The sequence below is a fragment of the Gillisia marina genome (genome assembly GCF_000258765.1).
Lineage (GTDB): Bacteria > Bacteroidota > Bacteroidia > Flavobacteriales > Flavobacteriaceae > Gillisia > Gillisia marina.
In genome coordinates this window covers 1-21116 of sequence record NZ_AJLT01000037.1, presented here as the reverse complement: position 1 = coordinate 21116, position 21116 = coordinate 1, and the positions used below count along the sequence as shown (strand labels likewise).

The following is a 21116-nucleotide window of genomic DNA, read 5'->3' as shown; positions in this document are numbered from 1 at the left end:
AAGTACAAAACCAAAAAGGATGAATACAACCGAAAAACAGGTTTCTTATAAAATTACAAATACTTACACGACCTTAAATGAACGTACTTCAAAAACCAAAAACCTTTGGATTGTCTTCCACGGAATTGGTTATTTATCCAAGTACTTTCTGAAATATTTTAAGGGATTAGATGCCAAAGAAAATTATATCATTGCTCCACAAGCTGCATCAAAATATTATTTAAATGGGAAATACACCCATGTTGGAGCTTCTTGGTTTACCAAAGATAATACGCAACAGGAAGTAGAAAATGCGATGAATTATTTAGATGAAGTGTTTCAAGCAGAAGATTTATATTCTGAAACAAACCTTATCGTTCTAGGCTATTCTCAAGGGGTATCTGTAGCAACTAGATGGGTTTCCAAGAGAAAAATAAATTGCTCCCAATTAATTCTCTGTTCCGGCGGACTTCCAAAAGAATTAAAGCCTGAAGATTTCAATCATTTAATAGAAAGTAAAGTAACTATGATCTATGGCTCCAATGATCCCTATATGGATGAGAAGCGACTTAAAAACGAGCAAATTCATGCTCTAAAATTATTTCCAGATAATCTTAGTATTATCCCTTTTGAAGGGGTGCATGAAATGAAACCTTCTATAATTGAATCTTTAGTTTAGATTTACAGCTATAATCTTGTTGAATGAAAACAAAGACTGTTACTACTAAACAACCAAAAAGTTCGTTGCTAAAAAGTCTTGGACCAGGATTTCTTTTGGCCGGTGCTGCCATTGGTGTTTCTCATTTGGTACAGTCTACACGAGCGGGAGCCGACTATGGATTTATACTTATTTGGGCATTAGTATTAGCCTGTGCTACCAAATATCCTTTTTTAGAATTCGGACCTAGATATGCAGCGGCAACAGGAAATCATTTAATTATAGGCTACAAAAAATTGGGGGTTTTCCCCTATTGGATTTATATATTAATCACTATAGGAACCATGTTTATTATCCAAGCTGCTGTCACAATAGTTACCGCAGGTTTAGCAGAAAAGCTTTTTAACTTTGGTTGGTCTCCCTTTCTTTGGAGCTTTATAATCCTTGTATTTTGTATCGCGCTTTTAATTATAGGGAAATATCCCGGATTGGATAAAAGCATGAAGATCATTGTCACTTTTTTTAACCTTAGCAACTCTTGCTGCAGTAATTATGGCCTTTGGAGCAGGAACAGCTACAAAAGCTTTAAATACACCTTCTCCATCCTTATGGACCACCGCAAGTATTGGATTTATAATTGCGTTTATGGGTTGGATGCCAATTCCAATAGATGCCTCGGTCTGGCACTCCATCTGGACTAAAGAGAAATCTAAACAGACACATCATAAACCCAGTATAAAAGAAGTTTTCACCGACTTTAATATTGGTTATTTATCTGCGTGTTTTATAGGTCTCTTATTTTTAATTCTGGGAGCTTTGGTGATGTTTGGTAGTAGCACTTCATTTTCGCCAAATTCAGTAGAATTCTCTTCCCAATTGGTAGCACTTTATGGTAAAACTTTAGGCGCTTGGAGCACTCCAATAATCTCCATTGCAGCATTTATAACATTATTAAGCACAACACTCACCGTTACCGATGCTTTTCCTAGAGTAATTTCAGAATTATTAAACCCGGAAGAAAGTCTGGTTCAAAATGAAAAGAAAAAATGGAAAGAATACAAGATCAGTATTTTTGTAATTCCATTAGTTTCCCTTGGAATCCTATTTTTCCTCTCCGGTTCTTTTATGTTTTTAATAGATTTCGCTACCGGCCTTTCATTTTTATCAGCTCCATTTCTAGCTTACTTCAATTATAGATTAGTTATCGGGCCACATATGAGAGAGGATGATAAACCAGGAAAGAGATACAGAACTTTCAGCTTAATTTGTCTTGGGCTACTCTCCATTTTCACATTGGTCTATCTCTATTATATTTTATTCCTATAATCCCATCCCCAGCCCTTCCCAAGAGGAAGGGAGCCAATATTTTCTAATAGTACTCATTTCTCAACTATATTGAGACAAAAACGGTCTTAAAGTCCTCCCCTTCGGGGAGGATTTAGGAGGGGATGAGTTAAAACAAAAAAAGATCCCGACTTTCATCGGGATCCTTTAGTTTGATCTTATACAAGACCTATTTTATTGAAGCTTATTTAACTTCTTCGAAGTCTACATCTTCAACATCATCTGCTTGCTTTGCATCGTCTGCTCCACCTGCATCTGCTCCCGGAGCTCCGTTTGCACCTGCTCCACCTTGAGCTTCAGCTTGTGCTTTGTACATCTCTTCAGAAGCTGTTTTCCATGCTTCATTCAATTTGTCCAATGCTGGAGTAATAGTTTCAATCTCCTTAGTTTCGTAAGCTTTCTTCAATTCTTCTAAAGCATCTTCAACTGGCTTCTTTTTATCCTCAGATATTTTATCACCAAATTCTTTCAGTTGCTTTTCAGTTTGGAAGATCATTCCATCAGCTTCGTTCAACTTGTCTACTTTCTCTTTCGCTTTTTTATCAGATTCAGCATTTGCTTCAGCATCTTGCTTCATCTTTTGGATTTCCTCTTCAGTTAATCCAGAAGAAGCTTCAATTCTAATATCCTGCGTTTTGTTAGTAGCTTTATCTGTAGCACTTACTTTAATAATCCCATTCGCATCAATATCAAAAGTCACTTCAATTTGTGGAGTTCCTCTTTGTGCTGGTGGAATTCCATCTAAATGGAATCTACCAATGGTTTTATTATCGTTTGCCATTGGGCGCTCTCCTTGCAATACGTGGATCTCAACCGATGGCTGATTATCTGCTGCTGTAGAGAATACCTGAGACTTCTTAGTAGGAATAGTTGTGTTAGACTCAATTAACTTGGTCATTACACCACCCATAGTTTCAATACCAAGAGAAAGAGGAGTTACATCTAATAACAATACATCTTTTACATCTCCTGTTAATACACCACCTTGAATAGCTGCTCCAATTGCAACAACCTCATCTGGGTTAACACCTTTAGAAGGCTTCTTTTTAAAGAACGCTTCTACTTCTTCCTGAATCTTAGGAATACGAGTAGATCCACCTACTAAAATAACTTCGTCGATATCACTTACAGAAAGACCAGCATCACTTAATGCCTTTTTCACAGGATCCATAGACCGTGTTACTAGTTCGTGAGCCAATTGCTCGAACTTAGATCTTGTAAGAGTCTCTACCAAGTGCTTTGGTCCTGTTGCAGTAGCCGTAACATATGGTAAGTTGATTTCTGTTTGTGTAGAAGAAGATAATTCGATCTTCGCTTTTTCAGCAGCTTCTTTTAAACGTTGTAAAGCCATAGGATCTTTTCTAAGATCGATGTCTTCAGCTTTCTTAAAAGTATCTGCAAGGAAATCGATGATCACCTCATCAAAATCATCCCCACCTAAGTGCGTATCACCATTTGTAGATAATACTTCAAATACACCATCACCTAATTCAAGGATAGAGATATCAAAAGTACCACCCCCAAGATCATAAACAGCGATCTTTTGGTCGATAGATTTTTTGTCTAATCCGTACGCCAATGCCGCTGCAGTAGGCTCGTTGATTATTCTTCTAACTTTAAGTCCTGCGATTTCACCAGCCTCTTTAGTAGCATGACGCTGAGAATCGTTAAAATATGCAGGAACAGTAATAACAGCTTCTGTTACCTCTTGCCCAAGATAATCTTCAGCAGTTTTTTTCATTTTTTGCAAGATCATTGCAGATAATTCTTGTGGAGTATACATTCTTCCATCAATATCTACTCTTGCAGTATCGTTATCTCCTTTAATCACTTTATAAGGAACTCTTCCTGCTTCTTTAGAAGATTCAGAATATTTGTTCCCCATAAATCTCTTTATCGAAGATATAGTTTTTGTTGGGTTTGTAACAGCCTGACGTTTTGCAGGATCTCCTACCTTGATCTCACCACCTTCTACAAATGCAATTACAGATGGAGTCGTTCTCTTCCCTTCAGCATTAGGGATTACTACAGGCTCACTACCTTCCATTACAGATACACAGGAGTTCGTAGTACCTAAGTCAATTCCAATTATTTTACTCATAACAGTATACGTGTTTAAATTTTATTATTTCAATTTCACAAACACAAATAGTCAATCATTATGCCAGCGGTCGAGTTCTGACAGGTTGTCATAAATATTATTTTTAATGGCATTCCATCTTGCTCGCGCCTTAAACAAGCGCAAGAAAGCTGTCGGGCTTTACGCTTAATCTTTTAATTTTCAGAAAAATTAAAAGGATATCGCTGCAATCCCTAATGCGAAAACAAATCACAAAAAATTCTTAATAAGAAATTCGGAAAAATGTAGTCCTATATTAACAAATCCCTATTTTTGTCCGTAAATATTGGAGTAGAATGCGAAAAATAGAATGTATTAGTGTTTTTGATATGTTAAAGATTGGAGTTGGGCCATCCAGCTCTCATACCTTGGGACCATGGCGGGCAGCACAACGCTGGATCCAGGAACTTAAAACCAAAAAATGTTTTAATGAGGTGGAAGCGGTACATATAGATCTTTATGGTTCGCTTTCCCTTACAGGAAAAGGACATGCTACAGATTTGGCGGTAATGTTGGGCTTAGCAGGCTTAGATCCTGTTTTAATGGATATAGAACAAATAGACCCAGAGATCTTCAACATCCGCACAACAAAGTCTATTATTTTAAATGGGGAGAATCCCATCCATTTTAACCCGGAAGTCAATATAAAATTCAATAAAAACTTTTTACCTTTTCATCCCAACGGACTTACATTTAGAGCTAGCCTAAAAAATGGCAAAAAGACATCCTCTTCTTACTATTCTATTGGAGGTGGATTTGTTGTTAAAGAAGAGCGAAAAAATGCTTCTAGAAAAATGGAAAAATTTCAAGAGTTTCCATTTCCTATAGAGAAAGCTACAGAACTTCTGGCATATTGCACTACAGAAAATAAATGCATTTCGGAAATCGTCATGGAGAATGAAAAATCCTTACGATCTTCTGAAGAAATTCATAATGGTCTTAAAGCTATTTGGGACGTCATGTTAGAATCCATGTATATTGGTTGCCATACTGAAGGTACATTACCCGGCGGACTCAATGTGCACCGTCGTGCGTTCGATATGAACAAAAATTTAATTGGAACTGCATCTTATAACAATCCACAAGAATGGCTGGAAACCATCAGAAAGACTGAAGTAAAATTCCGCCAAATTCTTAAATGGGTGAGTTGCTTCGCATTAAGCGTAAATGAAGTAAATGCCTCGCTTGGGAGAGTAGTTACGGCCCCAACCAATGGAAGCGCCGGTACAGTTCCTTCTGTGCTCATGTATTATATGGTAATAGAAAATCATCAAGCCACGTTTGAAGATGTAAAACGGTTTATGTTGGTAGCGGGAGAAATTGGAAGCTTATTTAAAAAAGGAGCTACGATCTCTGCAGCTATGGGAGGCTGTCAGGCAGAAATTGGTGTTTCCTCTGCAATGGCTGCTGGAGCACTTACAGAATTAATGGGCGGAACCCCTGCTCAAATTCTTATGGCTAGTGAAATAGCCATGGAGCATCATCTTGGCTTAACTTGCGATCCTATTGCAGGATTGGTACAAATACCTTGTATAGAGCGCAATGCGATGGGAGCTATTAAAGCCATTAATGCGGCAGAAATTGCAATGGATAGCGATGCTTCCAAAGCAAAAGTGCCTTTAGATAAGGTAATTGAAACTATGTGGGATACTGCAAAAGACATGAATTCTAAGTATAAAGAAACTTCTGAAGGTGGTCTGGCGGTAAAAGTGAATTTAAGCGATTGTTAAATTTTAAAATGAACTCTTGGCAAATTAGTCTAACTTTAAAAGCTACTAGCTCATACCATATTGTTTAAAGCAAGCCATATCACTTTATTTAAAATTAAAAATCTGTTCCAAAATTATGGCTGGATGTTGGGTTCCTATTTTGTGTTTTTCGCTGTACTTGGAATTCTACAGGTAATTTTTCCAAATTTAGATTTTCTAAAATATCAACAAACAGAACTTAATGCGCTACTAACTGCAGAACCATGGAAATTTATTTTATTGGCAGTTATTATAGCTCCAGTTTTGGAGGAAGGAATGTTCCGAACTTTAATTAAACCTTCCCCCAAGGAATTTATATTTTTTCTCTGTAGTTGGATATTAGTAGGAGCAGCAATACTAGTACCGGTAGATGTACATTGGGCTTTAAAATTCGGCTTTCTACTACTCTTTATTATTCTGATCTATTTTTTTCTGAAACAATTAATTCCAAGGTCGATTCAATATAAAGCATGTAGCTTTTTAAATAGAAATTATGTAGTTATCTGGATGATCACCGCAGTTACCTTTGGCTTGGTGCATATCTCTAATTATGTAGATGGTTTTCAAATAGACATCTTATTATTTTTAATGATAGTCCCTAGAATTATTGCCGGTTTTTACTTCGGAAAAATTAAAATCGAGAATAAAAGTATGGTTTGGCCTATAGCAATGCACGCTATGAATAATGCAACTGTACTTATATTTCTTATTCCAAAGATGCTCTAAATTCTAGTTTCAAAGGAGAACAGTTAACTACTTATAATTTTATTTATTTACAGACATTTAAACCATCTCATTTTGTCTGTTCGAGCCCTTCGGCTGCGCTCAGGATAAACTAAAGTCGAGAACTTCTTAACCCAAAAAAAGGTTTCAACTTTAGCCTGTATTGAGGGTAGTCGAAATGCTCAACCTGATATGGTACTTAATATATTATGAGATGAACAAAATTTTCACATCTCACTATTCTGAATCACAGCCATTCTTCGTTCTGGTGTCCACAATATAAATGATCTTCCAAAAGCCCTTTTCCTTAAATAACTGAAAAGTATTTACACCACAATGTCTTAATTCTCCATTCACATAAAATGAATACGGAGTTGAAACATTTGCCATAGGACCATCTACCTGAATTTTAAAGGAATGAATTACCTCTTCAAATTTTGTGGTTTTTGGGATTGCGTATATAGCTTTTAAAAAGTTACCAAATTCCTCTGTGATCAACTTGGGTTCTGCATCTTCCTTTATACTTATAGATTGCATTTGTATACTTGGATGGGCCATAGATCTTAGTGCAGTAGTGTCTTGTTTATGAAAAGCTATAAAAAAATCTTCTACAGAGGTCTTAACAGATACTTCGTCTATTGTTTCCTGTGCATAGCTAACAATTCCGATGAAAAACAGCAAAATACTTAAATAGCGTTTCATAATTCCAAGTTTTGAATGTGGTCTACTAATTTACTACTTTTACTCATCTAAAAAAATGAGCTAATGTCAGTTGCTAAGAAACAATATAAAAGGATTACAGTTAAATCGTTGGTGGAAATGAAAGCCAACGGAGAAAAGATCGCCATGCTTACAGCGTACGACTATACCATGGCTCAAATTGTAGATGGCGCGGGAATAGATGTGATATTAGTAGGCGATTCTGCGAGTAATGTAATGGCAGGACACGAAACCACCCTTCCAATTACTTTAGACCAAATGATCTATCATGCTGCAAGTGTTGTTAGAGGCATAGAACGCTCCTTAGTAGTTGTAGATCTTCCTTTTGGAAGCTACCAAAGTGATCCCAAAGAAGCACTTAGATCTGCTATTAGAATTATGAAGGAAAGCGGTGGACATGCTGTAAAAATGGAAGGCGGAAAAGAAATTAAAGAATCCATTAAAAAGATTTTAAACGCAGGAATTCCGGTAATGGGCCATTTAGGCCTTACCCCTCAATCTATATATAAATTCGGAACTTATACTGTAAGAGCAAAAGAAGAGCAGGAAGCCCAAAAGCTAAAAGAAGATGCACTTCTACTAGAAAAATTAGGCTGTTTTGCGATGGTGCTGGAAAAGGTACCGGCAAAACTTGCCAAACAAGTAGCAGAAAGTGTGAGCATTCCAATTATAGGAATTGGAGCCGGAAACGGTGTAGATGGTCAAGTATTGGTTACTCACGATATGTTAGGAATGAATCACGAATTCAACCCAAGATTCTTAAGACGCTATGCAGATCTTCATGGAGAAATGACCAAAGCCTTCGAAGGCTATAAGGACGATGTGAAAAGTAAAAAATTCCCAACCGATGAGGAACAATATTAAATCCAATTTTCGGCTGATATTTATTTTTGTTGAGTGATCAATTTAATGTAGCAGCCATCAAAAAAACGAAAAAAAGTTTATTATTCTGTTCTAAAAGCTATTGTAATAGTTTCAGAATCCCATAATAGTGTAAATAAATATAATAAATAAGACCCTGAAATAATCCCGAAAGCTTTCGAGACAGTGTGATAAAAAAATTTTATGAAGAAAATCGAAAAATCATAAAACGCCCATGCTTAATCAGAAATCTCTTCAGCCTTAAACCTAATTATTAGAATTTGAATTCAGAAAAAATTCTTTCCAACAAGCACAACTTACAAGTCTTGTATGAAGACAATCATGTTATTGTCATCAACAAAAGACCGGGAGATATTGTTCAAGGCGACAAAACAGGGGATATGCCTCTTAGTGAAGTTGTAAAAGAGCATATAAAAGACAAATACAACAAACCGGGAAATGTATATTTAGGGGTGGTGCATCGATTAGATAGACCAACCAGCGGACTTGTAGTTTTTGCAAGAACCTCTAAAGCACTTCCTAGATTAAATCAACTTTTTAAGGATCGGGATGCCAAGAAAACCTATTGGCACTTGTGAAAAATACGCCTCCAAAGGAGGAAGATACCCTTACCCATTATTTAAAGAGAAATCCAAAACAAAATAAATCTTACGCTCATATTAAAGAAGTCCCTGATAGCAAAAAAAGCGATTTTGGATTATAAGATCATTCAAAAATTAGATAATTATTTTCTTTTAGAAATAGACTTGCATACAGGGAGACATCATCAAATTAGAAGTCAGTTGTCTGCGATTGGATGTCCAATAAAGGGGGATCTCAAATATGGTTTTGACAGAAGCAATAAGGATGCTAGTATTTCTTTGCATGCCCGTAAATTATCGTTTAAACATCCGGTAAAAGATCTGGAATTAAACATAGTTGCACCCACACCAAAGGATCCAATCTGGAATGCGGTAGATATTTTATAAATTGCTTAACATTATAAAGAGTATTTTTAAATAAAAAATTATGAAGTGGAAAGGTAGACGTCAGAGTGGCAATTTAGAGGATCGTAGAGGCTCATCTACAGGTGGAAAAGTAGCTGTTGGTGGAGGAATTATTGGATTGATATTTCTTGCAATTCAGCTCTTCTCTGGTGGCGACATTTCAGAAACCTTACAGCAATTAGAGTCTCAAACTCAAACATCTTCTGGAGAAAGTAGAGAGTTAACTGCTGAGGAAATAGAATCCGGGAAATTTATTAATGCGGTTCTCGTAGATACTGAGGATATTTGGAATGAAATATTTTCAGAAAATAATATGAGTTATCAAGAACCAGGGATGGTTTTATTCACGGATGCTGTACAAACAGCATGTGGTGGAGCTTCTTCTGCATCTGGACCATTTTATTGTCCTGCAGATCAAAAAGTTTATATGGATCTTTCCTTTTTTGAAGAATTAAAAACCCGATTTGGAGCGCAAGGCGGAGATTTTGCAATTGCCTATGTAATTGCTCATGAAGTTGGACACCATGTTCAAACTATCCTAGGAACTTCCGGAAGAGTAAGACAGCTTCAACAGGGTAAAAGCCAGACCGCAGCAAATCAATTATCGGTGGCTTTAGAACTACAAGCCGATTTCTATGCTGGGGTTTGGGCACATCATAACAAACAATATTTAGAACAAGGCGATATCCAAGAAGCGATGAGTGCTGCAAGTGCAGTAGGAGACGATGCCATTCAGAAAAGAACTCAAGGAAGGGTTGTGCCGGATGCTTTTACACATGGAACTTCCATACAGCGCATGGATTGGTTTATGAAAGGGTATAACACTGGAGATATTAGGCAGGGTGACACTTTTAATGGCCGACTTAATTAATTTTTACTCAACCTAGTCAATTCCTTCGACTGCTGCGTGTTTTCGAAGGGATCTTATACTTTCAATTACTACCGCGCTTATAATTAATGCACCGCCTATAATCGTTTTCAGGGAAGGGTATTCTGCAAGAAATATAATTCCTAAAATTATAGCGTACAAAGGCTGTGCACTGCTCATAATACTTGCTGCAGTAGCAGAAAAATTTCTTAGACTCATCAAGAAAAGGGTATGCCCAATACAGGTGGTTACAATTGCAAGAGTTAAAAGAGGTGCCCACTGCAACAACACATCGTTAAAACTGCCGAAAAACAGGACCGGTGAAAGCACAATCGCTACCACTACAATTTGATACATCATTAGCACAGATCCATTATATTTCTCGATTTCCTGCTTCATTAAAAGATTTCTGAGTGCATAGAAAATTCCAGATAATATCCCCAACAATACCGCTATGGTATAATTATTCTGAAAACTTATCTCCGGTACCAAAAAGTATATCCCGAATAATACCAGTAAGCCCAACGCCAAATGACTTTTACTGAATTTTGTTTTTAAAAGTATTGGTTCTAAGAATGCAGTCGCAATAGGATATGTAAAAAGTGATAGAATTCCAATAGCAACATTAGACAACTGAAGAGCAAAGAAAAATGTAACCCAATGCCCTGCCATCAGTAATCCACTCAACACTAATTTTATTTTATCCCTATTTGTAGAAATTTTTAGATCTAATTTTCTAAGCCGGCAAAACAAATAAAAGATTATCGCTGCTAATAATGTTCTGTAGAATATAGTAACGAAAGGGTTTAAAGTAATATATCTACCTAAAACTCCGGAAGTACTAATAAAAAGTACCGCAAGGTTAAGTTCCAGAATTTTCGAGAATTGTAAATTTTTCGCCAAGTTTCTTAAATATAAAGCAAAATGCAAATTTCAATGGGATTTTCAATAGTTCTGAAGGAATAATCTACAAATAACAAAGTCAAAATTTGAATAGATTAGTTATATTTCCTTTATAAATGTAATTTTAGACTTGCCCACAAATTAATACTATAATGCATAATAAAATTAGTGAACTCTTAGCTTCCCAACGAACGTTCTTTAAGGAAGGAAAGACTAAAGATATAGCCTTCAGGATAGAGAAATTAAAATTGCTAAAGTCGGTTATCGAAGATCATGAAACTGAAATTTGTGACGCACTTTACGAGGATTTCAAAAAACCTAAGTTTGAAAGTGTTTTGAGTGAAACTGCATTTATTATAAGTGAGCTCGATTATATTGTTAAGAATTTGAAAAGCTGGTCCAAACCTAAAAAAGTTTCCAGTTCTATTATAAATTTTCCATCTTCAGATTATATTTATTCCGAAGCATACGGAGCTTGTTTAATCATTGCTCCTTGGAATTATCCTTTTCAGTTGGCAATATCGCCATTAATGGGAGCAATTGCTGCCGGCAATACAGTAATTTTAAAACCAAGCGAATTAGCCCCGAATACTTCACAGATATTAGCAGACATTCTAGAAAAAGTATTTCCCAAAGAAATGCTTGCTGTAGTACAGGGAGGAGTTCCGGTTTCTGAAGCATTATTGGCAGAAAAATGGGATTATGTATTCTTTACCGGAAGTGTACCCGTAGGAAAAATAGTTGCAAAAGCGATCGCTCCTCACCTTACTCCTTCCACCTTAGAATTAGGAGGAAAAAATCCGTGTATTATACATAAATCGGCGAAAGTACAGCTAGCAGCAAAGCGCATTGTCTGGGGGAAATTTTTAAATGGAGGTCAAACCTGTATAGCTCCAGATTATATTTTGATAGATTCCAAAATTAAAAAAGAATTCATAGAGGCAGTCCAAAACGAGATAACTGCTGCTTACGGTGCTAAGCCAAAAAATTCTCCAGATTACGCACGAATAATCAACGAGAAGAATTTTGACCGCTTGGCAGCAATGCTAGAGGATGAAAAATGCCCAATTGGTGGAGATCTAGATAAAGAGCAATTATATATGGCTCCCACTTTAGTCGATGAACCTGCACTATCCAGCAAGGTGATGGAAGATGAGATTTTCGGACCTATTCTTCCGGTTTTAAGTTATACTTCTGAAGAAAATATGGCAGACACTATTGCTAATTATTCCAAACCTCTTGCCTTATATGTGTTTTCTGAAGACAAGCATTTTTCAGAAAAAATCTTGGAGAATTATAGTTTTGGTGGCGGTGCTATAAACGACGTAGTTGTACACATAGTTAATAAAAAACTTCCTTTTGGTGGGGTTGGAACTAGTGGAAATGGAGCCTATCATGGAAGACATTCTTTCGACACTTTCTCTCATAAAAAAAGTATATCAAAAAGGGGAACATGGTTAGATGTTCCCCTTAGATGTGCACCTTACGGTGATAAAATTAGTTTAATTGGTATGCTTATGAAGAAGTTTTAATATTCTTCCTTTTTATAGCGTAAAGATCTAGTCTTCGATCCTTCATATTTCTAACACTTCCAAAACTATGCAATTCCTTCAAAAGATCCAGATCTACATCTACTAACAATGTGCTTTCTGTATTTGGAGTAGCTTCAGCTTTAATTCCGTTTACAGGGAATGCAAAGTCTGATGGCGTAAATACCGCCGATTGGGAATATTGGATATCCATATTATTCACCTTAGGAAGATTCCCTACAGAACCCGCAACAGCCACATAACATTCATTTTCTACGGCTCTGGCCTGAGCACAAATCCTCACTCTGGAATACCCGTTTTGAGTATCTGTCATAAAAGGCACAAATAGAATCTTCATGCCATCTTCAGCCAATAATCTAGGCAATTCCGGAAATTCTACATCGTAGCAAATAAGCACTCCAATCTTACCACAATCGGTGTCAAACGTTTTAAGTTGCGATCCCCCTTTTATTCCCCATGCAGATTGTTCTGCGGGAGTAATGTGAAGTTTTTCATATCGTTCTACACTTCCATCTCTTCGACATAAAAAGCCAACATTATACATGTGTTCTCCCACAGCCTGTGGCATACTTCCGGTAATAATATTGATGTTATAATTTATAGCGAAATTTCTAAAAGTTTCCAATAACCTATCGGTATAACTGGAAAGTCCACGAATTGCTTCTGCTTCATTTAAATGATTGAACTGCGCCATTAAAGGGGCATTGAACAACTCCGGAAATAAAATAAAATCGGATTGATAATCACTTACCGCATCTACAAAAAATTCGATCTGTTCCACTAAAGAATCGTAATCCTTGAACAAACGCATTTGCCATTGTACCAAGCCTAAGCGCACCACTTTTTTCTTGGTGTCTATTAATTTTTTTTCTTTTAGTATAATATATGTTATGCCACTCCATTAAAGTCGCGAATTCCAAGCTTTCATGATCTCCGGGCAAATAGCCTTTAATCACTTTTTTAACGTGAAAATCGTTTGATAACTGAAAGGAAAGCACAGGATCATGAATCTCCTTTAACTTCACTTTATCTATATACTTTTTTGGAGTGAGCGTTTCAGCATATTCTCTATAATTTGGAATTCTCCCACCAAAGATGATGGATTTTAGGTTTAGTTGCTCACAAAGTTCTTTTCGGGTTTCATATAATCTACGCCCCAATCTCATACCGCGATAATCTGGAAGAATAAAAACATCTATCCCATAGAGCACATTTCCGTCCTCAGTATGATTAATAAATTCATGCCCTCCAATAATATCGTTGTATTTATGATCGTCGTCATACTTATCGTAATCTACGATCATAGATAAGGCACAACCTGCAATTTTACCATCTATTTCAATGCAAAATTGGCCGTCGGGAAATTTATTTACCAAGGTAGAAATATCTGCTTTGCTCCAATAAGAATTGGTCATTGCACTATATACCTGAACCATGGATTTTTTTAACTCTACGTAATCTTTAACTCTTAAGTTTCTTAATTCAATAGTAGCTGAATCTAACACAGGATGTATATTTAATTTATGGCGAATATACTGCGGAAATCATTCATTGTAAAATGAATAACATGAATTTAGCAGTGAGTAAATAAGAAGAATATTTAGTAGGATTAAGAGCGCAGTGAAGTATGGGATTCCAATAGATTGTTCCACTTTTTAAAGAGATTTCTCCTTCGTCGGAATAACAAGTCTCCATAGGTGTCATTCTGAAGGAAACGAGGTGAACTGAAGAATCTCAGTACAGCAATTTTCTTTAAAGGGATTCCTCCTTCGTCGGAATGACAAAAAAATTAAATTTTCACGATATCATTCTTTACCGCAAAAAGAACCATCCCTACTCTACTTTTTACTTGCAGTTTGGAAAATAAACTTTCACGGTACCCATCGATTGTTTTCGGACTTAGATTCATTTCTTCAGCAACTTCTTTATATGTTTTTTCTGAACATGCAAAGTTTAAAAATTCCATTTCACGAACACTAAGATCGGCATAAGTTTTAGTGACCGGATGATCTAAAACTTCTTCGATTTCTCGACTAAAGTAATATCCACTTGTAGCAACAGATTCCAAAGCATATAGAAATTCTTCAGGTTCTATATCCTTTAATAAATATCCTCTGCATCCCATTCGTACCATTTTAATGATGGTTTCTTCATCATGTTCCATTGTTAAAGCTAAGGTCTTCTGTTCAGGAAAATGTTCCTTTAACCAAGACATTGTTGCCATCCCATTCATTACAGGCATTCTAATATCCAACAAAAGTATGTCGGGCCGTTTTTGGTTTGCTTCAAAATACTCCAATAGCTCCTGCCCGTTCTTCAAAATTTTTATCACTTCATATTCCTGAAAAGAATTAACAAGACCTTGGAGAGATTGAGCAAACAACGTGTGATCATCAACGATTATTATCGTTTTTTTCATAGGGGAAAATTTTAATTGGATAGTTCAAGGAAAGGGATGTTCCGTTCTCGGGACTAGAATTTAATGAGAAATTGGTATTTATAAGGGAAGCACGGCTTTCCATATTTAATAGGCCGGAACTTTTAGTCACCTCCTCTAAATTAAAACCTATGCCATTGTCTTTTATCACTAAATGTAACTCATCTGGATGGTAATTTATAAAAACCTCTAGTTTTGTTGCTTTTGAATGTTTGATCGCGTTAGAGAAAAACTCTTGAATAATTCTAAAAAGTATGATAGAATCTTTGTCTACGATCTCTATTGGCTCTCCTGTACTAGTAAGTTCTGTCTCCAAATTATTAAGACGTTCAAATCTTAACAATTCATTTTTTATAGAAGCTTCGATGCCGCTATAACCCACCACCTCATTATTAAGTGACTTAGATAAAGATCTTACTTCCTGTAACGAATTGGAAACTACTTCTTTAATATCCTTTACAGATTGTTTTGCTGAAGTATCCACACTACCCGATAATATATTTAGCTGCATATTCGCTACCGAAAGCAATTGCCCTATATTATCATGAAGCTCCCAGCTTACGTTTTTAAGGGTTTGTTCCTGAATTTCGATCTTAGATTGTGCCAATTCATTTTCAAAACGGGTCTCCGCCTCGAATTTCTCAAGCAGTAATTTATTTTTACGCCTCTGAAATGTAATGAAGAAAATAATCGCAAAACTAGTCAGGAATAAAATGACCACGATAAAGTAAACGATTAGTAAAATTTCTTCCTTGGCAAGCATGAATTCCTGTTAATTTAACACAAGTTTACGATAATTTTAGGGATTTAATTCATCGCTGAGTGGATGTTTTTAAGGGAATATTTGTTTGATTATACTTTTTAGCACAATAAATAAAAGCAAATATATAGGTGCTGTATAATAAAATATGAGCTAGCGAAATGGTAAAACTATATAAGGCTGCAAAGTTGGGGTTTAAGTAATTATAATACTTATCTGAATAGATCCAAACAGGCATGCATATTAAATTATAAAAAAGATAGCCTATAGAAACATACATTTTTACCGACTTATTAATCATTAAAATTCTATCACTATTAAGCAATTCATAATAATAAAAAGAGATGCTCATGACTATCATTAGAAAACCCATTAAAAATATAAGTTTAGAATGTGCTGTGAAGAAAATCTGATTATATAACAGATCGGTATACCCCACTATATTTAGCAAAATAATCGCAATTACAATTATTCTTTTTCTCAATTTAGATTTTAGATCCAATCTAAAATACCAAGCATACATGCTAAAACCTGTAATTATAAAGGGATTATAAGTCCAATAATCATTTTTTAAAAATGTCTCTTTTAAAAAATAAAGTGACTCATTATAATTTATTAATCTGGGAATATATCCCAGAATATCCACTAGAAGTATCAAAGCTAAAAATGCTACAAAAAATCGAGTGGTTTTATCTTTTGGATTGTGTAGAAGAAAATAAAGCCCGGCAATAAGACTGAATCCTTTTAAAAGATACATAGAAAACTGTACGTATACCATTAAATTTAGTCTATATAAAAATTAATGGAGGTTGACTTTGGAGAATTCCGTAAATTCTTAATTAACCCCAAGTTATATTTTTTAGGTTACAATTACATTATATAGTGTAGGGGCTATATTTTTTTGAATTCAATGCTTTTCATACATTAAATGTCATTCACTGTTATTCGTTGGTGAAAATGGCTTTTTTTTAATTGGTGAGCAAACTATAAACCAACTAAATTTTAGGTAGCTATAAAACTATATTGTAATATCAAAGAATTGTAATACTGACTGCTCAATTAATTTAAAAATGAGATTCTGAAATTCAAACTTTCTCTCTTATTTTCTTCAACAACATATCACCTATTCTTTTAAATATTTCAATTCTCAAATAATCCTAACGCTCTTTCATATGGAACTCCCAGTTTTCTTTAAAACAGGAAGTTGTTTTTTCTGCGCACAATATATAAATGCAAAAATATAGGTGCTGTATAACAACACATTAGATAAATAAAAAATTGATTGGTATAACCTCACAAATTCTGGACTTATAGAATTACTAAAATATTTGAAATATATCCAAAGTGGCAGCGATATTAAATTAAAGAGAAGAAAGGAGACCGAAACATAAAATTTTACACTTTTTTTTATCTCCAACAATTTTTCATCTTGAAGTAAGTCATAATAATAAAAACTTACTGCTAAAAATAATAATGCAACCCCCACAAACAATGTGAAATTAGAGTACGAAACAAATAAAACGTCCGAAAAAATAAGAATCAAAGAACTTGAAATCACAAAAAATATTACTAAGTAATTTACAATCTTTTTTAGAATCCTGCTCTGTAGGCTCTTTCCGAAGTACAAACAATAAAATGTAAAACTTACTATTAAATAAGGGTTAAATAGCCAAAAATTGTTATACCACGCCGTATCTTTTAAGTAATGTAAGGCTTCATTGTAATGAATTATAGCGGGGATAAGTCCAATAGTCTCAATAGTAAATGTGAGGAACAAAAAATAAGTGAACAGTCTATTTTCTATGTCTTTCGGATTCCTTTTCAAATAATAAATTCCTGAAATTACACTAAAACCTTCCAAAAGCAAAAAAATAAATAAAAGTACTCGCATTAATATTCTTTAGGAAGTTTAATCATTTCTATCTTAATCATAAATTAAGTATCTTTTTTATATAAATAGCACTATACCAAAACCCACAATAATTTTAATTTCTTACTTATAGAGCACTCCCATTTTTATTTAACCCTAGAAGCTGTTTTTTTCTGCGCGCAATAAATAAAACCAAAAGAAAATATGCCATATAAAAAAATATTGCTATACCTTAAAATAGTTGTATGCAATTTAATAAAATCATCATTTTCGACTAAAAAATAGGCGCTATAAATTTGAATTGGTGGCACACAGAGGTGCCAAATGAGAAGGCCAACAGAAATGTAAAAAAAGTAAATTCTTCTTAAAATCTAAAACTTGGTCACTTATTAGCAGCTCAAAATAATAACTGGCAATAACAATAATTAACAATAATACCCCAGCAATAAGAATAGTCATATCATAAGAATAGAATAACTGATTAGAACTTATTAATTTAAATACTCCAAACAATATAAAAATAAGCAAAGCAAACTTTAAAATTCTTTTATAATTAACTTTTTCAAGTTGTTTAATAAAAAGAAAAATATAAAATGAAAGACTTATTAAATGATTCCAATTATGCAACCATACATTTCGTTGAAATAGTGAATCTTTTAAAAAAGGAAATGTTTTATAATCATCAAAAAATGCCCATAAAGCATATAAACCACTAAAATCCAACAAAAAAACATACCATAGAAACCACGCTAAATATTTAATATCCCTCTGTACATTTGGAGTTTTTAATAAATAATAACTCCCACTTATAGCTGCTACTAATTCAAAAATAAGACCAATATAAATTTTGTGTTCTATTATAAAATCCAGCATCTTTATTTGTGACCTTTAATATTCTCCCGGAGGCCATAAACCAGTAGTTCCATTGAAAGGTTCTATCTCATCATTAACTACATCTTCATATTCCTTATCTGGATCATCAGACTTTACTCTTTTGGTTGGAGCTAAAAACACAGTAGCCAAACTGGGTTCTGTTTCGGTAGCATCGTAAGCACCAAACCATATATTGATTCCAGGAGTATCAAGCCTTGTGATTTTGTTTTAACCTCATCTAAATAGGTTTGAAGCTCCTCAACAGTAAAATGAAACTGGCAAGTATCTTCATGTTCTTTCCCATCTGTAGTGACAATTAATCTAGTTTCCCACCATTTTTTTTTGAAGCTTTTTTTGCTTTTGCATTTGTGATTTTTCTACCCATGTTATCAGATTTATTAAAATAAATATAAAAACGAACTTTATATTTTGTTAAAAATAGAATTTTTCTTTAACATATTCTTTTAAATCATTAAAAAGGGGAAAAAACCCCTTTCCATCTGCGTAGTCAATAGCTAATTTTGAAGTATCATTTTAGTCCATCTAAAAGAATATTGGAACAAAAAAAGTGCGGGTTATAGGATAATTATTAGGTAGGGCTTTTAATTAATCAAAATATAATCGGCACTTTCTTCTTTCAATCTCTTTAGGTGGGCTTTTTAATTTTGAAAAAAATAGTAAACTAAAAAAAAGGGGAAAAGCCCCTTGTAGCAAGCTAGATGGTGAAGTATTTTTGTTTTGAAATAAATGCTTAGTTGTTAAAAAAAAGAAGTGTCGTGGATGTGTGATCTTTTATTGGGTGGGGCCGATAAGAAATCGAAAGCACAAAAACGACACCTTTTTAAATCTAAACTAAATAGGTGCACTAAAAATTCTATTTGAGGTATCAAAAAAAGTAATGCCTTAAAAAAAGGGGAAAAACCCCCTTGTACAATTTGGAATCTGCACTTATTTTTGAGTATTCATTTATTTAACTTAATAAGTTAAGGTTAAAAAAGTGTCGTTAAGAGTGAAATTGATTTTTAGGTAGGGCTTTAAATCTTTTAACACGATTAATTGACACTTTTTATTTTTTAACCTTTTTCCTATTCTTTAAACGTTAAAATCTTTATTTTATTTTACTTAATTCAAACCTAAGCATATCTCCCACAACTTTTTGAGCAATGCTGTTTATCCCAGCCTCACTTAGTTGCAACACTCGTGGATATCCTCCTGTAGTTTGGCAATCTCGCATAAGAACAATCAATTTTCCTGAAGGCGTTAATTGAACTGTTCCGGGAAGTACCGGTCCGGTTATTATAGGACTAAGCTTGTTAGTTAAAACCTCCTTAAGCTGAATCGCCATTCTGTTATTATTTATATCCAAATGAAATTCTGATTCCAAAAGCAACCTTTGTTGAGAAGATGAAAGTAAATCGTATTCCGGTCCCGGAAAGGCTTGAATCTCTACCTTATTTAAATACTCCTCATTAACTTTTAACGATGCATTTAAAGTATTGGGTAGGCTGCCTAATTTTAGATACTTAATAACATCTCCTTTTTGCAACAGCTCGTTTTCTGTAATCCCATTATACCAACTATAACTTCCCAAAATTTTTTCTGAAGCAAAACCACCTAAAATTGAAATATAGGCCCTGCAACCTTTTATCCTTTTTCCAAAAGAGAGCACTTCATCTTTTTTGATAGAAAGCATCCGGTTGTTCAAAACTGATATATCATTAATTTTAGGACTAAGATTAGCTCCACAAATTGCTATTTGTGTAGGTTCTGTAAATTTCAATTTTGATCCCAACTGAGTAATTTCTAAAACTGGACTAGTCTCCAAATTACATAAAATTAGGTTTGCTTTTTTAGCTGCATAAGAATCCATCACTCCACTTTTTGGCACTCCATATTTTCGGAAATTGCGCCTGCCCAAATCCTGAATAGTAGAATATAATCCCGGCTTCAAAACTTCGATTTCACCCATGATATTTTTCGAATTTTAACTGAAACAAACCACGCTTAATTTCATCAGAAATTTGCACATATTGAGACTTACTTATCGAATAAAATTTTACTTTATCTCCCGGCAAAATCACGCAAGGAGGATTCGCATTTTTATCAAAAAAAGAGATGGGAGAATTGCCTATAATTTGCCATCCGCCGGGACTGGATTTTGGATAGATTCCGGTTTGATTTTCTCCTATCCCAACAGCCCCTTTTTCAACCTTCATACGTGGAGATGATTTTCTTGAAATTTGCAGCTTATTATCGAGTCCGCCCAAGTATAAAAAACCCGGTAAAAAACCAATAAAATATACGGTATAAACTGGTGCGGTATGAAGCTGAATAATCTTTGAAATCGTTAGGTTTTTTTCACTAGCAATTAGCTCGAGATCCAATCCAAATTCCTCTTCATAACATACCGGGATATGATAAATTTTCGAGTTGATATTTTTTTCTATATTAGCGCTAGAAACGAGCTGTTTGAGCGCTAAAACCTTATTATAGATGTTTTCTATAGTGAAGTCGTAAATAATTAATAATGAATGATATGTATTAATTACCTCAATCTCAACTTCAACTGAATCATTTTCGATTATTCTTTTTAAATTCAGGAGCTTTTCTAAGGATTTTTCATTGATTTCTGGTTCAAAATCTATTAAAATAGCACGATCCCCCATCGGTTTTATATGCGGATAATCTTGCATCAT

17 protein-coding genes and 2 pseudogenes are annotated in these 21116 nt (G+C 34.5%); 8 read left to right on the top strand and 11 right to left on the bottom strand.

The window, feature by feature from the left end:
- Positions 1-19 precede the first annotated feature (19 nt).
- Together ON07_RS09725 and ON07_RS17145 are read left to right on the top strand one after the other, a co-directional pair.
- On the top strand, positions 20-658 hold the full coding sequence (locus ON07_RS09725) for an alpha/beta hydrolase (RefSeq protein WP_010230727.1): 639 nt from the start codon (positions 20-22) through the stop codon (positions 656-658).
- Between the two features lie 531 nt (positions 659-1189).
- Positions 1190-1963 carry a hypothetical protein gene (locus ON07_RS17145; RefSeq protein ID WP_237708897.1) on the top strand — a complete coding sequence of 258 codons (774 nt, stop codon included), beginning with the start codon at positions 1190-1192 and terminating at the stop codon, positions 1961-1963.
- A gap of 202 nt (positions 1964-2165) precedes the next feature.
- Here ON07_RS17145 and dnaK read toward each other — a convergent pair whose 3' ends face one another.
- Positions 2166-4082, bottom strand: a complete 1917-nt coding sequence (dnaK, locus tag ON07_RS09715) for a molecular chaperone DnaK (RefSeq protein ID WP_010230721.1) — start codon at positions 4080-4082, stop codon at positions 2166-2168.
- Between the two features lie 314 nt (positions 4083-4396).
- On the opposite strand from dnaK, the gene ON07_RS09710 reads away from it, so the two are divergent.
- Together ON07_RS09710 and ON07_RS09705 are read left to right on the top strand one after the other, a co-directional pair.
- Positions 4397-5830: an L-serine ammonia-lyase gene (locus tag ON07_RS09710; protein WP_010230719.1), complete on the top strand. Its 1434-nt coding sequence runs from the start codon at positions 4397-4399 to the stop codon at positions 5828-5830.
- A 123-nt stretch (positions 5831-5953) separates the two neighbouring features.
- Entirely contained in the window at positions 5954-6574 is a 621-nt protein-coding gene (locus tag ON07_RS09705; RefSeq protein ID WP_010230717.1) for a CPBP family glutamic-type intramembrane protease, read from the top strand.
- 234 nt (positions 6575-6808) lie between these two features.
- Here ON07_RS09705 and ON07_RS09700 read toward each other — a convergent pair whose 3' ends face one another.
- Positions 6809-7273, bottom strand: a complete 465-nt coding sequence (locus tag ON07_RS09700; RefSeq protein WP_010230715.1) for a hypothetical protein — start codon at positions 7271-7273, stop codon at positions 6809-6811.
- 63 nt (positions 7274-7336) lie between these two features.
- Between ON07_RS09700 and panB the strand changes: the two genes are divergently transcribed.
- From panB to ypfJ, 3 genes and pseudogenes are all read left to right on the top strand, one after another.
- A complete protein-coding gene (panB, locus tag ON07_RS09695; RefSeq protein ID WP_010230713.1) occupies positions 7337-8155 on the top strand; it encodes a 3-methyl-2-oxobutanoate hydroxymethyltransferase in 819 nt (272 codons plus the stop codon).
- 278 nt (positions 8156-8433) lie between these two features.
- Positions 8434-9141 (top strand): annotated as a pseudogene (locus ON07_RS15125) (RluA family pseudouridine synthase).
- Between the two features lie 40 nt (positions 9142-9181).
- On the top strand, positions 9182-10030 hold the full coding sequence (gene ypfJ, locus ON07_RS09685) for a KPN_02809 family neutral zinc metallopeptidase (RefSeq protein ID WP_010230706.1): 849 nt from the start codon (positions 9182-9184) through the stop codon (positions 10028-10030).
- A gap of 12 nt (positions 10031-10042) precedes the next feature.
- Here ypfJ and ON07_RS09680 read toward each other — a convergent pair whose 3' ends face one another.
- Positions 10043-10930, bottom strand: coding sequence for a DMT family transporter (locus ON07_RS09680; protein ID WP_033445076.1), 888 nt, complete (start codon positions 10928-10930; stop codon positions 10043-10045).
- Positions 10931-11082: 152 nt separating this feature from the next.
- Here ON07_RS09680 and ON07_RS09675 point away from each other — a divergent pair, with 152 nt between their 5' ends.
- A complete protein-coding gene (locus ON07_RS09675) occupies positions 11083-12462 on the top strand; it encodes an aldehyde dehydrogenase (protein WP_010230701.1) in 1380 nt (459 codons plus the stop codon).
- Here ON07_RS09675 and ON07_RS15120 read toward each other — a convergent pair.
- The 8 genes and pseudogenes from ON07_RS15120 to pxpB form a co-directional block, all read right to left on the bottom strand.
- A pseudogene (locus ON07_RS15120) lies at positions 12446-13985 on the bottom strand (GNAT family N-acetyltransferase). The gene ON07_RS09675 and the pseudogene ON07_RS15120 overlap by 17 nt on opposite strands.
- 284 nt (positions 13986-14269) lie before the next feature.
- Positions 14270-14899 (bottom strand): response regulator transcription factor, encoded by a 630-nt coding sequence (locus ON07_RS09665; RefSeq protein ID WP_010230699.1) that lies wholly within the window; start codon positions 14897-14899, stop codon positions 14270-14272.
- Positions 14874-15680 (bottom strand): sensor histidine kinase, encoded by an 807-nt coding sequence (locus tag ON07_RS09660; protein WP_010230696.1) that lies wholly within the window; start codon positions 15678-15680, stop codon positions 14874-14876. Before ON07_RS09660 ends, ON07_RS09665 begins: the two co-directional genes overlap by 26 nt.
- A 49-nt stretch (positions 15681-15729) precedes the next feature.
- A complete protein-coding gene (locus tag ON07_RS09655) occupies positions 15730-16455 on the bottom strand; it encodes a hypothetical protein (protein WP_010230694.1) in 726 nt (241 codons plus the stop codon).
- 1380 nt (positions 16456-17835) lie between these two features.
- On the bottom strand, positions 17836-18420 hold the full coding sequence (locus tag ON07_RS09645; protein WP_010230688.1) for a hypothetical protein: 585 nt from the start codon (positions 18418-18420) through the stop codon (positions 17836-17838).
- Between the two features lie 15 nt (positions 18421-18435).
- Positions 18436-18570: a hypothetical protein gene (locus ON07_RS17445; protein ID WP_262486220.1), complete on the bottom strand. Its 135-nt coding sequence runs from the start codon at positions 18568-18570 to the stop codon at positions 18436-18438.
- Between the two features lie 958 nt (positions 18571-19528).
- Positions 19529-20389 carry a 5-oxoprolinase subunit C family protein gene (locus tag ON07_RS09640; protein ID WP_010230686.1) on the bottom strand — a complete coding sequence of 287 codons (861 nt, stop codon included), beginning with the start codon at positions 20387-20389 and terminating at the stop codon, positions 19529-19531.
- Positions 20382-21116, bottom strand: a 735-nt coding sequence (gene pxpB / locus ON07_RS09635) for a 5-oxoprolinase subunit PxpB (protein ID WP_010230684.1), incomplete at its 5' end; no start/stop codon positions are given. The genes ON07_RS09640 and pxpB, both read right to left, overlap by 8 nt.

What these genes read in the sequence shown, in the direction of transcription:
- dnaK (WP_010230721.1), bottom strand. Translation starts at nt 4,082, where the DNA reads ATGAGTAAAATAATTGGAATTGACTTAGGTACTACGAACTCCTGTGTA.
- ON07_RS09660 (WP_010230696.1), bottom strand. Translation starts at nt 15,680, where the DNA reads ATGCTTGCCAAGGAAGAAATTTTACTAATCGTTTACTTTATCGTGGTC.
- ON07_RS09710 (WP_010230719.1), top strand. Translation starts at nt 4,397, where the DNA reads ATGCGAAAAATAGAATGTATTAGTGTTTTTGATATGTTAAAGATTGGA.
- ON07_RS09675 (WP_010230701.1), top strand. Translation starts at nt 11,083, where the DNA reads ATGCATAATAAAATTAGTGAACTCTTAGCTTCCCAACGAACGTTCTTT.
- ypfJ (WP_010230706.1), top strand. Translation starts at nt 9,182, where the DNA reads ATGAAGTGGAAAGGTAGACGTCAGAGTGGCAATTTAGAGGATCGTAGA.
- panB (WP_010230713.1), top strand. Translation starts at nt 7,337, where the DNA reads ATGTCAGTTGCTAAGAAACAATATAAAAGGATTACAGTTAAATCGTTG.
- ON07_RS09700 (WP_010230715.1), bottom strand. Translation starts at nt 7,273, where the DNA reads ATGAAACGCTATTTAAGTATTTTGCTGTTTTTCATCGGAATTGTTAGC.
- ON07_RS09645 (WP_010230688.1), bottom strand. Translation starts at nt 18,420, where the DNA reads ATGCTGGATTTTATAATAGAACACAAAATTTATATTGGTCTTATTTTT.
- ON07_RS17145 (WP_237708897.1), top strand. Translation starts at nt 1,190, where the DNA reads ATGGCCTTTGGAGCAGGAACAGCTACAAAAGCTTTAAATACACCTTCT.
- ON07_RS09665 (WP_010230699.1), bottom strand. Translation starts at nt 14,899, where the DNA reads ATGAAAAAAACGATAATAATCGTTGATGATCACACGTTGTTTGCTCAA.
- ON07_RS09725 (WP_010230727.1), top strand. Translation starts at nt 20, where the DNA reads ATGAATACAACCGAAAAACAGGTTTCTTATAAAATTACAAATACTTAC.
- ON07_RS09705 (WP_010230717.1), top strand. Translation starts at nt 5,954, where the DNA reads ATGTTGGGTTCCTATTTTGTGTTTTTCGCTGTACTTGGAATTCTACAG.
- ON07_RS09655 (WP_010230694.1), bottom strand. Translation starts at nt 16,455, where the DNA reads ATGGTATACGTACAGTTTTCTATGTATCTTTTAAAAGGATTCAGTCTT.
- ON07_RS09640 (WP_010230686.1), bottom strand. Translation starts at nt 20,389, where the DNA reads ATGGGTGAAATCGAAGTTTTGAAGCCGGGATTATATTCTACTATTCAG.